10 protein-coding genes are annotated in these 19519 nt (G+C 37.9%); 5 read left to right on the forward strand and 5 right to left on the reverse strand.

Annotated features, from left to right (window positions below):
* Positions 1-106: 106 nt before the first annotated feature.
* From GQR60_RS11390 to GQR60_RS11410, 5 genes are all read right to left on the reverse strand, one after another.
* Positions 107-2371 carry a rhamnogalacturonan lyase gene (locus tag GQR60_RS11390; RefSeq protein WP_160463465.1) on the reverse strand — a complete coding sequence of 755 codons (2265 nt, stop codon included), beginning with the start codon at positions 2369-2371 and terminating at the stop codon, positions 107-109.
* A gap of 72 nt (positions 2372-2443) precedes the next feature.
* On the reverse strand, positions 2444-3877 hold the full coding sequence (locus tag GQR60_RS11395; RefSeq protein WP_124993035.1) for a rhamnogalacturonidase: 1434 nt from the start codon (positions 3875-3877) through the stop codon (positions 2444-2446).
* A gap of 13 nt (positions 3878-3890) precedes the next feature.
* The gene (locus tag GQR60_RS11400; protein WP_160463466.1) at positions 3891-4631 is read right to left on the reverse strand and encodes a DUF4450 domain-containing protein; all 741 of its coding nucleotides are present in this window, start codon (positions 4629-4631) and stop codon (positions 3891-3893) included.
* Between the two features lie 10 nt (positions 4632-4641).
* Positions 4642-5853: a rhamnogalacturonan acetylesterase gene (locus GQR60_RS11405; RefSeq protein ID WP_124993037.1), complete on the reverse strand. Its 1212-nt coding sequence runs from the start codon at positions 5851-5853 to the stop codon at positions 4642-4644.
* 12 nt (positions 5854-5865) lie between these two features.
* Positions 5866-7020 (reverse strand): glycoside hydrolase family 88/105 protein, encoded by a 1155-nt coding sequence (locus tag GQR60_RS11410; protein ID WP_124993038.1) that lies wholly within the window; start codon positions 7018-7020, stop codon positions 5866-5868.
* Between the two features lie 336 nt (positions 7021-7356).
* On the opposite strand from GQR60_RS11410, the gene GQR60_RS11415 reads away from it, so the two are divergent.
* The 5 genes from GQR60_RS11415 (at position 7357) to GQR60_RS11435 (ending at position 19516) form a co-directional block, all read left to right on the forward strand.
* Positions 7357-10422, forward strand: coding sequence for a SusC/RagA family TonB-linked outer membrane protein (locus GQR60_RS11415; protein WP_225441399.1), 3066 nt, complete (start codon positions 7357-7359; stop codon positions 10420-10422).
* Positions 10423-10439: 17 nt separating this feature from the next.
* Positions 10440-12506, forward strand: a complete 2067-nt coding sequence (locus GQR60_RS11420) for a RagB/SusD family nutrient uptake outer membrane protein (protein ID WP_124993040.1) — start codon at positions 10440-10442, stop codon at positions 12504-12506.
* 265 nt (positions 12507-12771) lie between these two features.
* A complete protein-coding gene (locus GQR60_RS11425; RefSeq protein WP_225441400.1) occupies positions 12772-15936 on the forward strand; it encodes a glycoside hydrolase family 88 protein in 3165 nt (1054 codons plus the stop codon).
* Positions 15937-16002: 66 nt separating this feature from the next.
* Positions 16003-16752: a rhamnogalacturonan acetylesterase gene (locus tag GQR60_RS11430; protein WP_124993041.1), complete on the forward strand. Its 750-nt coding sequence runs from the start codon at positions 16003-16005 to the stop codon at positions 16750-16752.
* Entirely contained in the window at positions 16736-19516 is a 2781-nt protein-coding gene (locus GQR60_RS11435) for an alpha-L-rhamnosidase (RefSeq protein WP_124993042.1), read from the forward strand. The genes GQR60_RS11430 and GQR60_RS11435 overlap by 17 nt, the downstream gene beginning before the upstream one ends.
* Positions 19517-19519 lie beyond the last annotated feature (3 nt).

A 19519-nucleotide genomic window follows, 5' to 3' on the forward strand; every position in this document is an offset into this window, starting at 1 on the left:
TTTTCTATTTAAAACGAACAAACCACCTCTTCAAACATTCTTTGTGAAAGTATATTTGTCGAAATTAATTAAGATCTTTTGTAGTAAGGCATCCCCACAGGAATTATTAAAGCGCATTATTTTCTCCAGTGAATCTCACATGAATACTATCCGCAAATACACATCCTTTATAAAGAACCTGCAGCTTAACTTTAATCGCTTGATCTGCTAAATAATCTTTCGCCTTTAGAGTAAGCGACCTGTCTGAATTTATCTCTGCCCCATTAACTATCCACGTGTACTGATCGTAATCGAAACCAGCATCTAATGTGTAAGTTTCCTGAGAACAAGTAATTGTATCAAGAATAATTCGTTTCGCTCCATGATAACGCGTATTCATACCATTGGCTTTTCCATCCTTGGCTTTACCTGATTTAGAATGTGCTCCTCTTTGAAGCTGGTATTTATTGTTCCAAAATTTTCCTAAATCAGATCCCAAATAAAAACCTGGTTGTGTAGGTTGGTTGTAGCTTATGTTTTGATCAGCCACGCTAAGCCGGTAGATATGATCACTCAGCAAAGTGTGAAAACGATAAGGAGTACTGTAATTGGTCATGTACAAGCGAAGTTCATTGTTATCTTTTGTTCGAACCAAAATTTCTTCACGCCAATCTCCCACCAAGTCAGCTTGCAGGCAAGGGTTCCCTTTCGTCCAGTTATTGGCGGTTAAATCTTCACTAAACGGGATTGGTAAATTCATTACACCATCACCAGTCCATTTTGTGATACCAACAAATTCGCGACCAGTAACACTCGATCCATCCAACAATTCGCGGTTTAAATCACCATCCCACCAAATGCCCATATTTATTGACGGAGTGTTTGCGGTAATAAATTTTCCATTGGCTGTATAAACACCTCCTGAATGAGTTGTCCATAATTCACAGCCTTTAAATCGTGGATCGATATCAGCCGCCATAGCTCTTCCAACATCTTCGAAAGAAGGGATCCCCCAAATATACTCTCCCGTACAGGCATCACGTAATTCCGATCCGGCCTTAGTCGGAACATGTTCATGACAATCCCAAATTTCAAGTCCTGGTCGTTCAATATCAATATCCGTTAAATGCAAGGCGTCGCCATGCCCCAGCTGTGTATTGTAACCACCTGTTCCATCTGCATTAATCAAACAAGCACCATAGGTAATCTCATCTTTACCGTCTCCATTTACATCACCAATACTTAATTGATGATTCCCTTGTCCTTCGAAACTTTTGTATTCGCCCTGATTATCGGTTGTGCTAAAATGCCAGCGTTGCGTTAATTTCCCATCTCTGTAATCCCAGGCTTCCAGTACTGTTTTTTCGTAATAGCCTCTGCATATTAGAATACTCGGACGCATTCCGTCAAAATACCCCACTCCTCCTAAAAAACGATCTACCCGATTACCGGTAATATCACCAAAATCATTTGGAGCTCCTCTCGAAATGTAATTTGCTCTTGCCAATTCTTTGCCAGTTACCCCTTCTATTACAGAAAAAAATTCGGGTCCGGTAATTATTTTACCATAAGTTCGAGACGAAGGATCTCTATCTACATAATCACTTACTCCATCATTATTTACGTCACCAATTACCTCACCATCTCCAAATTGAGTTCCTTCAGCTGTTTTAACGGCAATCTCCGCTTTTCCATCCCCATCAAAATCGTATGCCATCATTTGAGTATAATGAGCACCTTGCCGGATATTAATTCCCAAATTAACGCGCCACAAAAATGTTCCGTCAAGTTTGTAAGCTTCGAGCAACGGACCACCGTTACACACACCGTTGTGCGAATTATCATGACCGCTATTTTCACGTTTTAGTACAATGTCCAATTCTCCGTCTCCATCCAAATCGGCCGCAGTTGCATCATTGGGACTGTATTGCCATAAACTGTCGCCGGGAAATGCTTGTATTGGAATTGATAAGTATGGATGATCGGCCATTTGCGACGTGAGTACATAAGAAGCCAGCACATGATGTGTTTTAGCATCTTTTAAAACATAGGTTGTTGATGCTTTTGTATTTACAAAGCTATCTTTAACAAAGGTACTTGCAGCTATTGGAGTTTTATTAAGCTTACGCTCTTTTTCGTTATTATTGATGCGATAAAGGTCAAACTGTGTTTCGGCTTTATCTTTTGGAAGAAATCTCCAGCTTACCGCTACAACTCCATTTCCCTGATGAATGGCAACTAATCCTCTCCCCAAATTTTCCTTTTGAATGGATGGTGCATAATTTGGTCCTTTTACTATTTGGGAAGGTGTTTTTGTGCAACAGGATTGCAGCACACCACAAAGAATTAGAATAAGAATTTTATCTGCAAACGAACCTAATGAATTAAACATGTTGTATAAAATTATATTGCAACAGCTTACTAAAGGGCTGCAATGGTGTTTACGATTGTTGAAATATCCTTTTTAGTGAGCTTCGAATGGATTTTCTACCAATTTGCCATCTACTCTTACGCGGTCAGCATCGCAATTTTCTACATCATCCAACACAAATAAGGGACGTGCATCCTTTTGCTCAAAATAAAATCTGATATTCTCGAAAAATATATTTTCAGCATGCCTCACATAAAAACCTGAGGCTGGAATTGTTCCAAACATCCAAGGTTCAGGATATGTTTTCTCACTTTCGGGAGGTACAATTTTCCCATCTTCTGCAGTATATCCTCCTTTAAAATGAATGTTGATATTAGAGAATGAGATTTCTTCAACCTTGTGACCAGGCACACCACTTATGATATTTGAAAATTGCGAATCAGCATTGTAAACATTCACATTACTGATTTGAACTCTTCGCAGCTTTCCAACGGGAGTACCTTTCGGACTGCGCTGACGTGCTCCCAAGCGAATGAAAAATGGAGAATTGCCCACATTTCTCATCGTAATATTCGAAACCACTACATCTTCGAGCCAACCTCCGTCAACAGCTTCAATGGCCAAACCTCTGCTTCGTTCGAAAATACAATTGGTAATAGCAATATTTTTAAAGCCTCCACTTGACTCGGTTCCTAATTTAATACGTCCGGTATTTGAACCGTGATCAGGAGCTACAGCCTCGTCGGTTTCCCACTTCGCCGTCAATACAGATCCTTTATCGTAACCAGAAACAAAACAACCATTGACAGTAACGTTCTCGGTATCTTTAAAATATCCCAAAGCATAACTCGATTTTAAAACAATGGCGTCGTCCCATGGGCAATTTACACTGCAATCGGAAATACGTACGTTTTTACAGCAATCAATATCAAAACCATCGCGGTTCGTATCTACTTTAAGATTGAGTACGTGCAAATTATCTACTCCTGTTGCTAAAATGGCAAAATGACCGCAGTTTAGCATCGCTACATCCTTAACGGTAATGTTATGACACTCCTTAAACGACAATGCTTTATTTCCAACTCCGTGGAGCCGGCTTTCTTCTCTGGTTAATCCCTCACCATATATTAATCCATTACCACAAATGGTTATGTCGTGCTCATTAACAGCCCAAAATAAGGAATTTTTCCAGTGGCTATGTCCAAAGTCCTGATATGGATTATCAGGATTAGGCTCAGCAATATCATAACCTTCCTTTTCGGAAGGGAAAGCCGCTAAAACAGTAGCACCGGATTCAATTTGAATAGTAATATTACTTTTTAAACGAATGGAATAACAAGCATATGTTCCGGCAGGAATATAAATAGTTCCTCCTCCATTTTGAACCGCCTCTTCAATAGCACTGTTAATCGCAGGAGAATCAACGGTTACACCATCTCCCTTAGCTCCAAAATCTTTAATATTATAAGTTTCGGCCTTTAAAGAGATACCGTATAGTAATGCTATAAGCAGGAATAATTGTCGCATATATTTTTTGTTTTTAATCTGGTGTCGATTTCATCCATTCTGTTTCTTTATTTACCCTGTAACTTCCTTCTTCAAAAAGCTTTGGAAGCATAAAATAATTGTAGTCGTCCATAGGATTCAGAAAATAGAAACAAAAATAGTAATTCTGTTTATCCACCATTTTAAAATCAGAAGTCAACACTTGCGCCACTGTTTTCTTTCCGGATTTAAGCAATTGAATTGGATTTGTTTGTTGATTCGCATCGGCCAATTTCAATGTGCCTTCAGGAGGTGTTAATCCCTCCAAAATTCTCAGCTTACGGCTGTTTCCATAATAAAGAGTAAATGAATTTCCTTCAATGCTAAAAACATTTTGGTAACAATCCTTTGGTAAAATAAGAGGCTTCCACATTTCAATATCCACCTTGCTATTTGAAGCTCCTCCATATGTCCATATCAGCTGCAAATCTTTAGGAAGATTTTCACCTGTTAACTTCATTACAGCACCTTTGCTATCCTCCAAAGTCCGAATCAAAAATTCAATAGCGCCCTTCGCCAATATCTCGTCCTTCAAAATGTATTTTTTTTCCTTTTCGGATGATTTCAGCTTTATGCTTTTAAACTCCGAAAACCACTTGCTTGTACCTTGAGTGGCAACTCCAATTCGTAACGTTCCTGCTAATTCTGGTGTAACTAGAGACCAATCCGGATTTTGAGCTTTAACAAAACCCAAATATAAAAAAGCCAGTAAAAAGGCGAATGTTTTTTTCGACATCATAAATTGTTTAGTTTCCGTCTGGTTTTTGAATTTCAGCAAAAGGTGTTGGATACCATTTAAAATTCTTGAAATCGTCAGGCACCGCGGGATTAAAATCCTTTACATCATCTCTTAAATACTGTACCAAAGGCAAATGAATTTGTTTCATACCATAAACAACACATTTTGCAATTTGATTGGCACCAAAAGGATTAAAGTGAGTATTGTCTTTCAAAGGCGTCTCCTGATTTGGAAACGTATTAGCTGGATAGTGAACAAATGCATTCACTGAATTTTCTACACCCATGGCTTCATAAAGAGTACGAGTATAAGAGTGCAAATCAATCAAAGAAATATTTTCTTCGGTGGCCAGTTTTCTCATCGCATCCGGATAATCCCCATGAGTGTCAGCAATTTTCCCTTCCCCGTTAAAACTTCTGCGTTGAGTTGGGGTTACAAAAACAGGATTTGCTCCTTTTTCCCGAGCTGCAACAATAAAATCCTTTAATCGATCCGTAAAATTCAAATATGCTCCTTTCCCCTCTCCTCTTTCCTTCTGATCATTATGTCCAAATTCAACAAATATGTAATCACCAGGCTTAACCTGCGTTAATAATTTCTCTAATCTTCGTCTGGCAATAAAACCACTTGCAGTTTCTCCGGATTCGGCATAGTTAGCAAAACAAACATCATCACTAAAAAAAGAAGGGATGATCTGCCCCCAGGAACACCACGGCTCGTTTTCCTGATCAACAACAGTTGAATCTCCACATAAAAAAACAGTAATAGCAGAATCTGAAGGTGTTATTTCGATAGAAACCACCTGAGGAGACTCGCCGTTAAATTCAAAAGTCAGATTGCTATCCCAATTTAATTTGGTCTTTTCTCTTTTTTTGATTTTAACATTTCTTCCCGCTGTTATAATCGTATCTCTTTTATTGATATAGAAATAAACATCTTTGATTTCTCCTTTTTCTGTGGATATTCCGTCAAAAAACAGTCTTCTGGATTCACCTCTGATCACGGTATGTCCCGCACTATTGTCAGATCCGACTCTCACATGTACTTTGTAATTTCCATCCGGCACATCTTTGAAAGTAACAAAACCGTTATCTGCTTTACTTAAAGGATCCATAATCTTAAACTGGCTGTCTTTTTTACTACACGACTGAAATACCATGATTAAAACTACCACGATCATACATGCGGAGAGCTTCCTATTTACATTTCTAAAACTCATCTTAAAAAAGGATTATTTGAAATCTTGTAATTTATATACTTCTACCCCAGCTAACAGCAAACAACCAATACCATAATCTTCAAAATCAGGCATGCTATCATATTTTACCGGCTGTCCGTCTTTAGGTTCTTTTCCTGTTCCCTGCACATAACCCAAAAATCCATTTTCATGAATGGCATCCTTCACAATCGCATTCCAGGCTTTTGCAACAACAGGCATGTATTTTTCCTTTGATAAGAATCCGTTATTGATTCCCCATGCCATACCATATACAAATAAAGAAGTACCTGTCACCTCTTTTCCGCCATAATTTTCAGCATCATGTAAACTCACATTCCAAAATCCATCTTCTCTCTGACATTTTACCAATGCCTTTGTCATGGACATAAAATCATTCACATAATCCTTATAATGCTTTTCGTCTTTCGGTATTTCGCTTAATACTCTTACCAAAGCAGCATATACCCATCCGTTGCCTCTTGACCAATAACAATCTTCTCCGTTTGGTTCTTTATAAGGAGGAACAAAATCGGCATCGCGCCACCATAAACCATCTTCTTTGTTATAAAGACCTCCTCCAATATCATTTCTGCTGCAGGCATACATATCCCACATTTTATCAAAATACTTTGCATCATTCATTGTCGCACCATATTTCGCAAAAACCGGCATCCCCATTTGAATGGCATCTATCCATGTCCAATCATCCTTTTGCGGCGTATTCACCAACATATCTAAATTGGCTTTTACCTTTCTTATGTATTTTGGATCTTTAGATAGTCTAAATAAATCAATATAGGTTTGACCAGCACAATAATTATCCGCATTTCTGGTAGTTGTACCACTTCTAAACCCCCATTTATGAAAATCAGACCATTGATAAGCATAATCGTATAACTTTTCTTCGGGTAATATTGAATACAAGGCCATTAATCCTTCATAATACACACCTCTTGTCCAAATATTGCTTGGCCTTTCACGCCCCACATTTGATGGTGCTTTATAATCACTGTATTTTTCCATGAAATAATTATTCACTTTAATTATTTCTTTCAAAGTTTGTTCATGATCAATCAATTTTTGTCCACAAGCCGGAGAAAAATTCATCGATGACGTAACAATTAGTAGTATAAACTGCAATAAATACATTCTGCTCAATAATCCCATTTCATATAGTGTTTTAGAAATTTTTACCACCAAATGTATTACATACCACATCCGCAAAAAAGGAAAATTATACACAAACCTAGAATATCATCCACAACAACAAAGCATCAAAATAAATACATGTTTTAGTACTATTTTCCATTTTCTATCGTGTGCGCACACCTTATTTTTACAACCATTGAAAAAGCTGGTTGGTAACTCTAGTTTCAATCTATGTTTAATCTATTAAAAAGTTTTTATGAACCTAATTAAATCTAGTGTAGTATGAATTTATTTAAATCAAAAAGAAAACAATTTAAAGTGTTTTTCATAACACTGCTTACAAGTTGTTTTTTTATGGCTGGAAACGTCAACGTTTGCGCACAAGGACAAACGATTTCCGTTACAGGTAGTGTTAAAGATCAAACAGGTCTGTCCATAATCGGAGCCACTATCGTAGAAAAGGGATCTGTTACAAATGGTACTATAACCGATATTGATGGAAATTACCATATTAAAGTACCTGAAAATGCAACAATAACCGTAAGTTTTATTGGTTTTTCAACTCAGGAAGTACCCGTTACCGGAAAATCAGTAATTAATTTCACCTTAGCTGAAGAAACTACAAATCTTGATGAATTAATTGTAGTTGGTTATGGCGTTCAAAAGAAGAGCGATGTGACTGGTGCTGTAACGAGGGTTAGCGCTGAAGACATTGTAGCAATGCCTGTTAAAGATGCTGTGCAAGCCATGCAGGGAAAAACTGCCGGGGTTGACATTACCTCAAATCAAAGACCAGGAGAGACTGGAAGTATTACAATTAGAGGTATCCGTTCTTTAAATGCCAGCCAGAGTCCATTATATGTAGTAGATGGAATGGTTGTTCAAAGTGGAGGAATAGACAATATTAATCCTAACGACATTGAAAGTATTGACATTCTAAAGGATGCTTCTGCTACAGCGGTTTATGGATCAAGAGGTGCAAACGGTGTAGTATTGGTAACTACTAAAAAAGGAAAAACAGGTGAAGTAAGTTTTAATTACTCCGGTTCAGTTACCATCGAAAAAATGTACGACGTAACTGAGATGATGGATGCTGCTGAATGGTTGGATTACGCCAGACTGGCAAAATACAATATGGGTAGTTATGCATCTGCTACACCTTCTTATACTGCTGATTTAGCTACCTGGGGGTCTGTTGGAGCTTCATTCGCAAATATTGAAAAAGGATGGGTAAATGGAGCTTGGGATGCCAGTAAAGTAGGTAATTACAATTGGGGTGATCATGGTAAACGAACTGCTGTTTCAACGGAGCACACCATTAGTGCATCAGGTGGTACAGAGAAGTTCAAGGGATATGGCTCATTCGGATATTTACGTCAGGAAGGAACGCAACCCGATCAACTGTATCAACGATATACTGCTAAAACAAATTTTGAAGTATCGCCTACAAACTGGTTCAAGTTCGGAACAACTATGAACCTTAGCTATGGAGAACAGGACTATGGTTACAGCTTTACAAAATCAAGTACTGGACCCGGGGATTACTACTCCGCTTTAAAATCTATGTTGCCTTGGACGGTTCCCTATGATGAAAATGGAGATTATATTAGAAACCCTGCAGCAGGAGATGTTAATATTATTAATCCGATTAAAGAGTTGGATTATAACACAAATAATCGTCAGTCATTGCGTGCAACCGGAAGTTTTTATTCTCAATTGGATTTTGGGAATATGTGGAAACCTTTAGATGGTTTGAGTTATCGTATCCAATTTGGCCCGGAATTTAAGTACTATCGTTTGGGTGTATTTAATGCCGCTGAAGGTATTAATGGAGATGGTAACAATGCGGCCAAATACAATACTAACAATACACGCGCCTATACATTAGACAATTTATTGTATTACAATAAAACATTTTCAAACCTTCATAAAGTTGGTTTAACCGCAATGCAGTCTTTCTCAAAGTATCATTATGAAAATGGAGATATGAAAGCAACAGATGTTGCTTCAACTTCCGAATTATGGTACAACCTTGCATCTGGCGGTGATGCATATAGTCTTGGCACCGGTTTATCAGAGAAACAAATGGAGTCATATATGCTTAGGGGAAATTACACTTACAACGATAAATACATGTTGACTGCATCTATGCGTTGGGATGGTGCTTCTCAATTAGCTGCTGGAAACAAATGGGCAAGTTTCCCTTCTTTGGCGTTAGGTTGGCGTATTGATCAGGAAGATTTCATGAACAATGCTTCATGGATTGATGGATTGAAAGCCCGTTTCGGTTATGGTATAACAGGTAACGCTGCAATTAAGGCATATGATACAAAAGGTGGAGTAGCTTCTTTATACTATAATTGGGGTACTACATCATCTGAGTTAGGATATGTAGCATCTGATCCTTCAGTTAAATACCCACCTAAAATGGCAAACACCGATCTTAGTTGGGAAAAAACAGGCCAATATAATGTTGGTATAGACTATGTGCTTTTTAACGGACGCTTAAGTGGTAGTGTTGATACATATAAAACAAAAACCACCGACTTATTAATGATTATGTCGATTCCAAGTTTAACAGGTTATACTTCAACCTGGGCAAACATCGGTGAAACAAAAGGTTCGGGTATTGATTTGCAAATCAATACAGTTAACATAAAATCAAATGATTTTAGCTGGGAAACCAGTATCTCTTGGTCAAAAGATCAAAGCGAAATTTCAAAATTGAATAATGGAAAGACTGAAGATCTTAATAATGCTTGGTTTATAGGTGAAGACATCGGTGTTTATTACGACTATGTATATGATGGCATCTGGAAAACTTCCGAAGCTGCTGAAGCTGCAGTATATGGACGTAAACCAGGTCAGATAAAAGTTAAAGACCTTAACAATGACGGTGCTATTGATGCTAATGAGGATAGACAAATTGTTGGAAATAAACGTCCGGACTGGTCTGGAGGTATGACAAATACATTTAGATACAAGAATTTTGATTTATCATTCTTCATATACTCTCGTTGGGGGAATACTTTCAGAAGCGGAAAAGAAACACTGGATGGTCGCTTTACGATGCGTAAAATTGATTATTGGGTTGCTGGAGTTAATGAAGATGCAGAATACTATTCTCCTGGTTCAAATGGAGAAGCTGCTGATACTTATGCCAGTTCTATGAATTATCAAGACGGATCTTTTGTAAAAATGCGTAACATCAGTTTAGGTTATAACTTTACTCCTAAACAGTTAAAAAAACTTGGAATCAGCAAACTTAAAGTGTATGCTCAATGTATGAATCCATTTACAATCTATTCTAAATGTGATTATTTAGATACAGACCTTTCGGGTTATAATAACAACACAACATCTACTGGTTCATCAACCACTCTTAAAAGTTTCGTATTTGGTTTGAATCTTGGATTCTAATTTTAAAAAAGTTAATTATGAAAAAAAATAAAATATTATTACTGTTTGGGTTGATAAGTATCTTAACTTTTTCTGTATCATCCTGCAAAGATGATTTCTTGGACGAAGAACTTACAACAACCCAAAGCACTCAGACGTTTGAAACACAAGAGGGGCTGGACCAACTGGTTATAGGAACATACCAAAAACTGAAATTTAAATTCAACTATACCTGGGGAATTAAGATGTTTAACGTAGGTGTAGATGAATTTACGGATGCAAATAATGCTATCCCCGACTACAATGGTTATAGTGCTGATTTAAACTCAGCAGAAGGCGGAAACAACAAGCCTGTGTGGCAAAACATGTATGCCGGTATTGAATCAGCAAACACTATTATTCAAAATATGCCTCTTTACTACGATAAAGAAAATTCAAATTATAACACTCGATTAGGCGAAGGTTATTTTCTACGTGGCTATTTTTATTTAACTCTTACCACTCAATATGGAGGTGTGCCATTGAAATTAGAACCATCAACAGCGGTTGAAACTTATTTTACACGAGCCACAGAAGAAGAATGTTTTGCACAAATCATTGCAGATTTTAAGTCGGCATATGATTTATTACCTGCAAGTCCAGAAGCAACCGGCCGCATATCAAAATATGCCGCAGCTCATTTTCTTGCAAAATCAAAATTAACACGAGCAAGCGAATTATATAGTTCATGGAACTCAAGCTATATCAGTGATGATTTAAATGATGTCATAAAATACGGAACAGAAGTTTATAATGCTCATCCTTTATGTACAAACTATGTGCAATTATGGGATTATCAAGCGGCTAACGGTGCCAACGAGAGTGTTTCTGAAGTAGTTTTGGCTGCTCAATTCTCTGACGATCAATCTACCTGGGGTAGATTTGGAAATCAGATGCATCTTTATTATCCATCTGTTTATCAAGACATTTCCGGTACAAAAAGAGATATATCAGGGGGTCGTGAATTCTGTTATGCCCGAACTACTAATTATACCATGGATGTGTTTGATCGTGTGAACGACTCACGCTTCTGGAAATCATTTATTACTACTTACGGATGTAACTCTACAGCAAATGCTCCGGAATGGACTGCCGATAATGCTATTTTAGGACCTGTAGGAACTGTAGCTGGAACAAAACGATTTGAAGGCGGAGATCTGGCTGTTAAATACATTGTTAACAATGCTGGCGATACCAGATATAATCCTGTTACAAATGATGTAACCGGTGTTTTAAAAGATGGTGTTATGCAAAACACCCACACATTTGTTCGTTATTTTAATGGTGATGCACAAGATTGGATTGGGCAACATGGTAATGAAGGATATTATGGTGTTCAGAAACGTTTTGTTGCACTATCGAAATTTCGAGATGGATACAGAGTCGCAATTGCATCTCAATTTGGAACCCGCGATGTCATTCTTGCCCGTTCTGCAGATGATGTTTTAATGGTTGCTGAAGCCTATATACGAAAAGGCGAATCGGAATATGCTAATGCCATTACCTGGATTAATAAATTAAGAGACCGGGCTGCATTTTTAGCTGGAGAAGACCGTTCTGTTCACGTTGATGGAGGACAAGCCTATAAGAACAATAGCTATTGTAATGGTAAAGGTGGAGGATATTCTTCTGATGGTGCTATTTATTACGATAAAAACACTTATTATGAATCAAATGGAGATTTGACAGAAACAACTGCTGCTACAATCAATGAAATGCATATCAACTCAGTAAGTGATATCTACAATTCTTCAGTAGATGCACCAATTTATACAAAGCTTGAATGTTCAAGCAATGCGGAGAAAATGATGTGTTTTTTATTGAATGAAAGAACTCGTGAACTTTGCGGAGAAACAGTACGTTGGGAAGATTTAGCCCGTACCAAAAGGCTTGAAGCCCGCTTTAAGGCATTTAATGATGGTTGGGTTAGAGGTAACTCTACGTTTAGTGCAAACAAACATTATTACCGACCAATTCCTCAATCTTTTCTTGATGCCATTACCAATGAAAATGGCCAGGCATTAAGTTCGGAAGAGAAACAAGCTATGCAAAACCCAGGATACTAATAAATCCTAAACTATAAAATCACTAAACCGGTTCAAATCTATTCCGGTTTAGTGATTTTTTTTTTACTCTGATTATCCCAACAAAAATAAACTGCCAGGCTCTTCCGAATAGCAATATCCACTATATTAAATACATTCTTGATGAATACATCTCCAAATTATGGATGATTTGACATGAATACGGAAAAATATACATCTGTTACAATTTATTCATTTCTACTTTTGATGTAAGTAATAACAGATAACAGCTTATAAAATATTCGCAATGAAACTCTCATTTAGTAGTACACCACATCAGACTTTTTTAGCACGATTTTTAATCGTTATTTTTATAATTTCGTTAAATTCTCTTTCCTATGCTCAGGAGAAGAAATCTAACTCTGGAAAAAATAGAAAATCCGACTTTACAAATAAAACGGAATTTAATGATGCAAACACACCTCTTCATCTTTTACAAGCTGATTACCCAATAAACTATCAGGCTCCTGACAAAGATCAAATTGAAAATCAACTTAAAACAATTGTAAATTATCTGGAGCAGGTTACGCCAGCTGGTGTAATTGATTCAAAAAGTCAAAAAGTTATTACTAAGTATGAAAACATCGACAGATACAGTCAATTAAAAAAAGGAGATTTCAGATTAACCTCATACGAATGGGGAGTTACCTATGCGGCTATGTTGCGCATGACCCAGGTTACTGATAATGAAACGTATTTGAATTATGCACGGAACCGCTTTGCATTTTTAGCAGAAACAGCTCCTTATTTCAAAAAACAATTGGATGAAGTTGGAACGATTGATCCTTTGATGACAAAAGTTTTACAACCCAAAGCCTTAGATGATGCCGGCGCCATCTGTGCAGCAATGATCAAAACATCAACATTCGACAACCCCTCTTCAAAATTAGATACTTTAATCGGTAACTACATCGATTATATCATGTACCACCAATATCGCTTAAAAGATGGAACATTTGCACGCAAACGTCCGCTGTATAATACTGTTTGGTTAGATGATATGTTCATGAGTATTCCCGCTTTACTGCAAATGGGAAAATACAGGCATAATGACAAATACACTCAGGAAGCCGTTAAGCAAATCAAACTGTTTAAAGACAAACTATTTGTTGAGAACAAAGGCCTTTTTCGTCACGGATGGGCTGAAGGTTTAGAACCTGAACCAACATTTTTCTGGGCACGGGCCAATGGCTGGGCTTTGCTAACCCTTTGTGAAGCTTTAGATGTTTTGCCTAAAGATAATGAAGATCGAAAATGGATCATGGATCTATATCAACAGCAAATTGGTTCATTGGTTCAGTATCAATCCGGACAAGGTTTATGGCACCAATTAATAGATAAAAACGATTCTTACCAGGAAACTTCAGCTAGTGCAATTTACGTATTTGCAATTGCTCACGGTATCAATCAGGGATGGTTAAATGCTCGAGTATACGGTCCTGTAGTTACTTTGGGATGGAATGCTCTTTCTCAAAAAATAAATTCGAAAGGACAAGTTGAAGGTACTTGTGTAGGAACAGGAATGGGATTTGATCCGGCATTCTATTATCATCGTCCAACCAGTGCTTTTGCCGCTCATGGATATGGACCAATGTTGCTCGCCGGTGCTGAAATGATCGAATTATGCAATCACTGGTTTCCTAAAATGAACGATAGTGCAATTCATTTTTACGGACAAACACTACCCTATTCGGAACCCATTTTTGAAGTTGGTGATCCAAGACATCCGCCATATAAAAAAGCAGGCAGCAGTCGTAAAGGAAAAAACCCGGTTGTGTTTGTAATTGGTGATTCTACAGTAAAAAATGGCCGAGACAAAGGTGATTTAGGACAATGGGGCTGGGCCAGCTTTTTCGATCGCTTTTTTGATGCAACAAAAATTACAGTGGAAAACCATGCATTAGGGGGCAGAAGCAGCCGAACATTCCTCACCGAAGGATTGTGGCAAAATGTGCTGGAAGGCTTACAGGAAGGAGATTACCTGTTTATTCAGTTCGGTCACAATGATGGTGGCCCCTTTGATACCGGACGCGCCCGTGCTTCTATCAAAGGAGCTGGCGAAGAATCAAAAACTTATACCATGGAAGCTACCGGCGGACCGGAAACTGTATATACTTTTGGTCATTACATGCGTCATTATATTGAACAAGCTAAAGCTCATGGTGTAAAAGTGATTGCCTTGGCTCACACGCCACGCAACAACTGGGAAAATGGTAAAATGGTTCGTGTAACGGATACCTACGCCAAATGGACCAGGCAGGCAGCAGAAGACGAAGGCGTTTGCTATATCGATGCCAACGATCTTTGTGCAAAAGAATACGAAAAAATAGGTCAGGAGGCCACTAAACCCTACTATAAAGATAATGTACACACTTCTTATATTGGAGCGATAACAAACGGAAACACAATTGCCAAGGCCGCATATAATCTGAAAAATTGCGACCTGAAAAAATATATGAAAAAAGAAGCCATAGACAATCCAACTAAAGTGGCATCAAAACCTTTGTACCGCGATCCTAAATTTGACGGAGCTGCAGATCCGGTTGTTGTATGGAATAAAAAAGAACAAAAATGGTTCATGCTCTATACCAACCGTAGAGCCAATCTGGAAAACACAAATGGAGTTGATTGGGTGCACGGAACACCTATTGGTATAGCCGAATCAGAAGATGGAGGACTAAACTGGAAATACCGGGCTGATGCAAACATAAATTATGGCGGCGACAGCACTACTTACTGGGCTCCGGAAGTAATAGAACAAGATGGAACTTATCACATGTACTTGACTATTGTACCAGGAATTTTCAGCGATTGGAATCATCCACGTCACATCATTCATTTGACCAGTAGTAACCTGATTGACTGGAAATTGGAGTCTCAGATAAATTTAGCTTCCGATAAAGTAATTGATGCTGAAGTTGTAAAAGCTCCAAACGGAAAATGGAGAATGTTCTACAACAATGAGAAAAATAATAAATCCATTTACTATGCTGAAAGCAACGATCTGTACAATTGGGAAGATAAAGGACTTGCTGTTGGAAATAAACGTGGTGAAGGCCCTGTTGTCTTCTTCTGGAAAAACCAATATTTCATGATTATTGATTCATGGGATGGATTATCTGTTTTCAGTTCCAGAAACATGCAAAACTGGCATCTTCAAAAGGAAAACATATTGGATAAACCCGGATGTTATGAAGATGATCAGGTAATAGGTGGACATGCTGATGTCGTAATCAATAATGGCAGAGCTTACATTTTCTATTTTACTCATCCGGGAAGACTAGAAGGCGTAAATGATGACAATTATGAAACCAGAAGATCATCCATACAGGTGGGAGAATTAAAATTTGTAAATAACCAAATATCCTGTAATCGTAATTTACCGGTAGATATTAAATTAGTGAATCCTTAAGATCAATAAGATAACTCCAGAAGTTTTTTAAGCACATTCAAATCAAGATTAAAAATCAGTAAAAATATGAAATTTAAAGCAATATCAATACTCGCTATAAGCACCGTCCTTTTCATTTGTTGTGCACAACAACCAAAAGACGTTCGTATATTTATATCAGGCGATTCTACAGCTCAAAGCTACGACACAACAAAAACCGTAATGAGAGGCTGGGCACAGATGCTGCCCGATTTTTTCGATGAACACATTACTGTTGTTAATAAGGCGAAAGCAGGCAGAAGCACCAAAAGCTATTTGGCAGAAGGACGATGGAAAGAAGTAGTTGATTCTCTTCAACCAAATGATTATGTGATCATACAATTTGGTCATAACGATGCTTCTTCAAAACCGGAAAGACATGCCTCCTACCCTGATTACAAAAGAAATTTGATTACGATGGTGAAGGAAGCACAGGCAAAAAAAGCCCGGCCAATTTTGGCCACATCAATTGTGATGAGAACCTTTAAAGACAATGGTTTACTTGATGATCGGTTAAAAGGATATCCAGCCATTACCCGTCAATTGGCCGATTCTTTAAACATTCCTTTAATTGATACCTGGCTGAAATCAAGGGATTTGATTATCATGATGGGTGATGAACCCTCAAAAAAATTGTACATGTGGATAGAAGCAGGCGTTGATTCAATCCGACCAGATGGTTCTCAGGATGATACACACCTGCAGGCTCCCGGAGCTGCTGCAATTGCAGAAATAGTAGCAGCTGAAATCAAAAAACAAAACCTTAAAGACATAGCGAACCATGTTCTTATCCCGTAAAAACACAGCTAAATTAGCAACACTGCTTTTAATTCCTTTTCTACTTGTACGCTGCCAGCCGGATGTTCAATGGCCCGAAGAATCTGTGAACACGAAACCCGGAACCCGATGGTGGTGGATGGGCAGTGCTGTAGATGAAGCAAACCTGTCGCGAAATCTGGAATTGTATTCTGATGCCGGACTAGGTTCTCTGGAGATCACACCAATTTATGGTGTTCAGGGAAATGATTCCAATGAAGTTGACTTCTTATCCAACAGATGGATGGAATTATATTCTCACACCCAAAAGGAGGCTGAAAAACTGGGGATAAATATCGACATGAATACCGGAACTGGTTGGCCTTTTGGCGGACCTGATGTTGGGCTAAAAGATGCTGCCGGTCGATTGTTAATCAAGAAATTTAAATTATCAACAGGTCAACAATTCAATCAATTGATTCTACCTGATGAGAAAAAGCAGATAGAAACGGCAAGACTGGCAAGTTTAATGGCTTTTTCCGAAAAAGGAGAAATAGTAGACCTAACGGAAAAGGTTAGTAATAAAAAACTTGACTGGACTGCACCTGCAGGAAACTGGAGACTGATTGCTCTTTTTGAAGGAAACACATTTCAGCAGGTTAAAAGAGCTGCCCCTGGCGGTAAAGGTTTGGTTTTGAATCATTTTTCGAAAGAAAGTGTAGAGAAATATCTGAGTAAATTTACGAAAGCCTTTAACGAAAGCGGTGCGCCTGTTCCCAATTACTTTTTTAATGATAGTTACGAAGTATACAATGCAGACTGGACTCCAGGATTTCTTGCTGAATTTGAACAAATGCAAGGCTATAAATTACAGGATTATCTTCCTCAATTTTTAGATACAGCACGAAACGAAACTACAGCAAGAATCGTTTCGGATTACAGAGAGACACTTTCGAAATTATTATTGGAAAACTTTACCAAGCCCTGGACTGAGTGGGCACACAAGCTGAATAGTAAAACCCGGAATCAGGCACACGGTTCGCCGGCTAACTTAATTGATATTTATGCCGCAGTAGATGTGCCCGAATGCGAAGGATTTGGATTGTCCGACTTTCACATTAAAGGTCTTCGTAAAGATTCTTTAACACGTCATAACGACTCCGATTTTTCCATGTTAAAATACGCTTCATCAGCGGCTCATATTTCAGGAAAGAAATACACTTCTTCAGAAACATTTACATGGCTTACCGAGCATTTTCGCACCTCCTTCTCTCAGTGTAAACCCGATTTGGATCTGATGTTTGTTTCAGGCGTTAATCACGTTTACTTTCACGGCACTACCTATAGTCCGGCTGAGGCTGCATGGCCGGGATGGAAATTTTATGCTTCGGTGGACATGAGTCCAACCAACCCATTGTGGCGCGATGCAAAACCCTTTTTTAAATATATCTCACGCGTACAATCGTTTTTACAAATGGGTAAACCCGATAATGATTTTCTGGTTTATTTACCTGTTTACGATATGTGGCACAAAGTGGACGGTAAATTATTACAATTCGATATCCATAAAATGAAACAACGTGCTCCGGAATTTATTCATGTAGTCAACCAAATTAGTAATGCCGGCTATGATATGGACTATATTTCGGATTCATTCATTACAAGCACTGAATTTAAAGACGGACATCTAATTACATCGGGAGGAACTTCGTATAAAGCTTTAATTATACCTTCTGTAGATAAAATGCCGGCGGAGGTTATTAAAAAACTGATTGATCTGTCCAAACAAGGTGCACAAATTGTGTTCATGGGAAATTATCCTAAAGATGTTCCCGGATATGGAAATCTGGAAAACCGAAGAAAACAATTTTTTACTTTAAGTGATCAGCTGCCTGAAGTTGACTTTAACGAAACCACAGTAAGCTCATTTTCGAAAGGAAAAATAATTACCGGAACGGATTATAAAAATACACTTGCGGCTACCGGAGTTGTTGCTGAAGAATTTAAAACAAAAGCGGATCTTAAATACATTCGCAGGAAAAACAGTCAGGGGTATCATTATTTTGTTTCTGCACTTAAAGCTGAGGATACAGATACCTGGATTACTTTACCAAAGCGAGCTGAATCAGTCGTATTTTTCAATCCTGTCAATGGACAAAAAGGAAAAGCACAAATAAAACAAGCCGATGATAAAACAAAAGTAAGGCTGCAGTTAAAATCCGGAGAATCATTGATATTCCAAACATTTTCGACAAACGTTACGGTTGAAAACTGGCCTTATCTTAAAGAAACAGGAAATCCATTTGTACTGAACAACAACTGGAAAATATTCTTTAAAGAGAGTATCCCTGCTATCACCGACACCTTTGCTATTCCAAAATTAGTTCCCTGGACCGATCTAAAGATTCCTGAGGCCAAAGAAAATATGGGGACAGCAGTCTATTCAACAACATTTACGGTAAATAAAAAAACGGCTGATGACTGGATTCTTGATTTGGGTGATGTGAGAGAAACAGCCAGAGTAAGACTGAATAATGTTGATATTCAAACACTATGGTCGGTACCCTACGAACTTTCTGTTGGCAAATATCTTAAAAACGGTCTTAATGCAATAGAAATAGAGGTAACAGGTTTACCAGCCAATCACATCGCAAGTTTAGATCAAAAAGGAGTTCAATGGCGTATTTTCAAGGAAATTAATCTGGTTGACCTTAACTATAAAAAAACAGGTTATGCGAATTGGAAAACAATGCCTGCCGGCTTAAACAGTGAAGTAAAATTAATACCCGTTAACTTTTCGAATTAAAAG

Source organism: Labilibaculum euxinicum (genome assembly GCF_009795715.1).
Classification (GTDB): Bacteria; Bacteroidota; Bacteroidia; order Bacteroidales; family Marinifilaceae; genus Labilibaculum; species Labilibaculum euxinus.

What these genes read in the sequence shown, in the direction of transcription:
- GQR60_RS11390 (WP_160463465.1), bottom strand. Translation starts at nt 2,371, where the DNA reads ATGTTTAATTCATTAGGTTCGTTTGCAGATAAAATTCTTATTCTAATT.
- GQR60_RS11395 (WP_124993035.1), bottom strand. Translation starts at nt 3,877, where the DNA reads ATGCGACAATTATTCCTGCTTATAGCATTACTATACGGTATCTCTTTA.
- GQR60_RS11400 (WP_160463466.1), bottom strand. Translation starts at nt 4,631, where the DNA reads ATGTCGAAAAAAACATTCGCCTTTTTACTGGCTTTTTTATATTTGGGT.
- GQR60_RS11405 (WP_124993037.1), bottom strand. Translation starts at nt 5,853, where the DNA reads ATGAGTTTTAGAAATGTAAATAGGAAGCTCTCCGCATGTATGATCGTG.
- GQR60_RS11410 (WP_124993038.1), bottom strand. Translation starts at nt 7,020, where the DNA reads ATGGGATTATTGAGCAGAATGTATTTATTGCAGTTTATACTACTAATT.
- GQR60_RS11415 (WP_225441399.1), top strand. Translation starts at nt 7,357, where the DNA reads ATGGCTGGAAACGTCAACGTTTGCGCACAAGGACAAACGATTTCCGTT.
- GQR60_RS11420 (WP_124993040.1), top strand. Translation starts at nt 10,440, where the DNA reads ATGAAAAAAAATAAAATATTATTACTGTTTGGGTTGATAAGTATCTTA.
- GQR60_RS11425 (WP_225441400.1), top strand. Translation starts at nt 12,772, where the DNA reads ATGAAACTCTCATTTAGTAGTACACCACATCAGACTTTTTTAGCACGA.
- GQR60_RS11430 (WP_124993041.1), top strand. Translation starts at nt 16,003, where the DNA reads ATGAAATTTAAAGCAATATCAATACTCGCTATAAGCACCGTCCTTTTC.
- GQR60_RS11435 (WP_124993042.1), top strand. Translation starts at nt 16,736, where the DNA reads ATGTTCTTATCCCGTAAAAACACAGCTAAATTAGCAACACTGCTTTTA.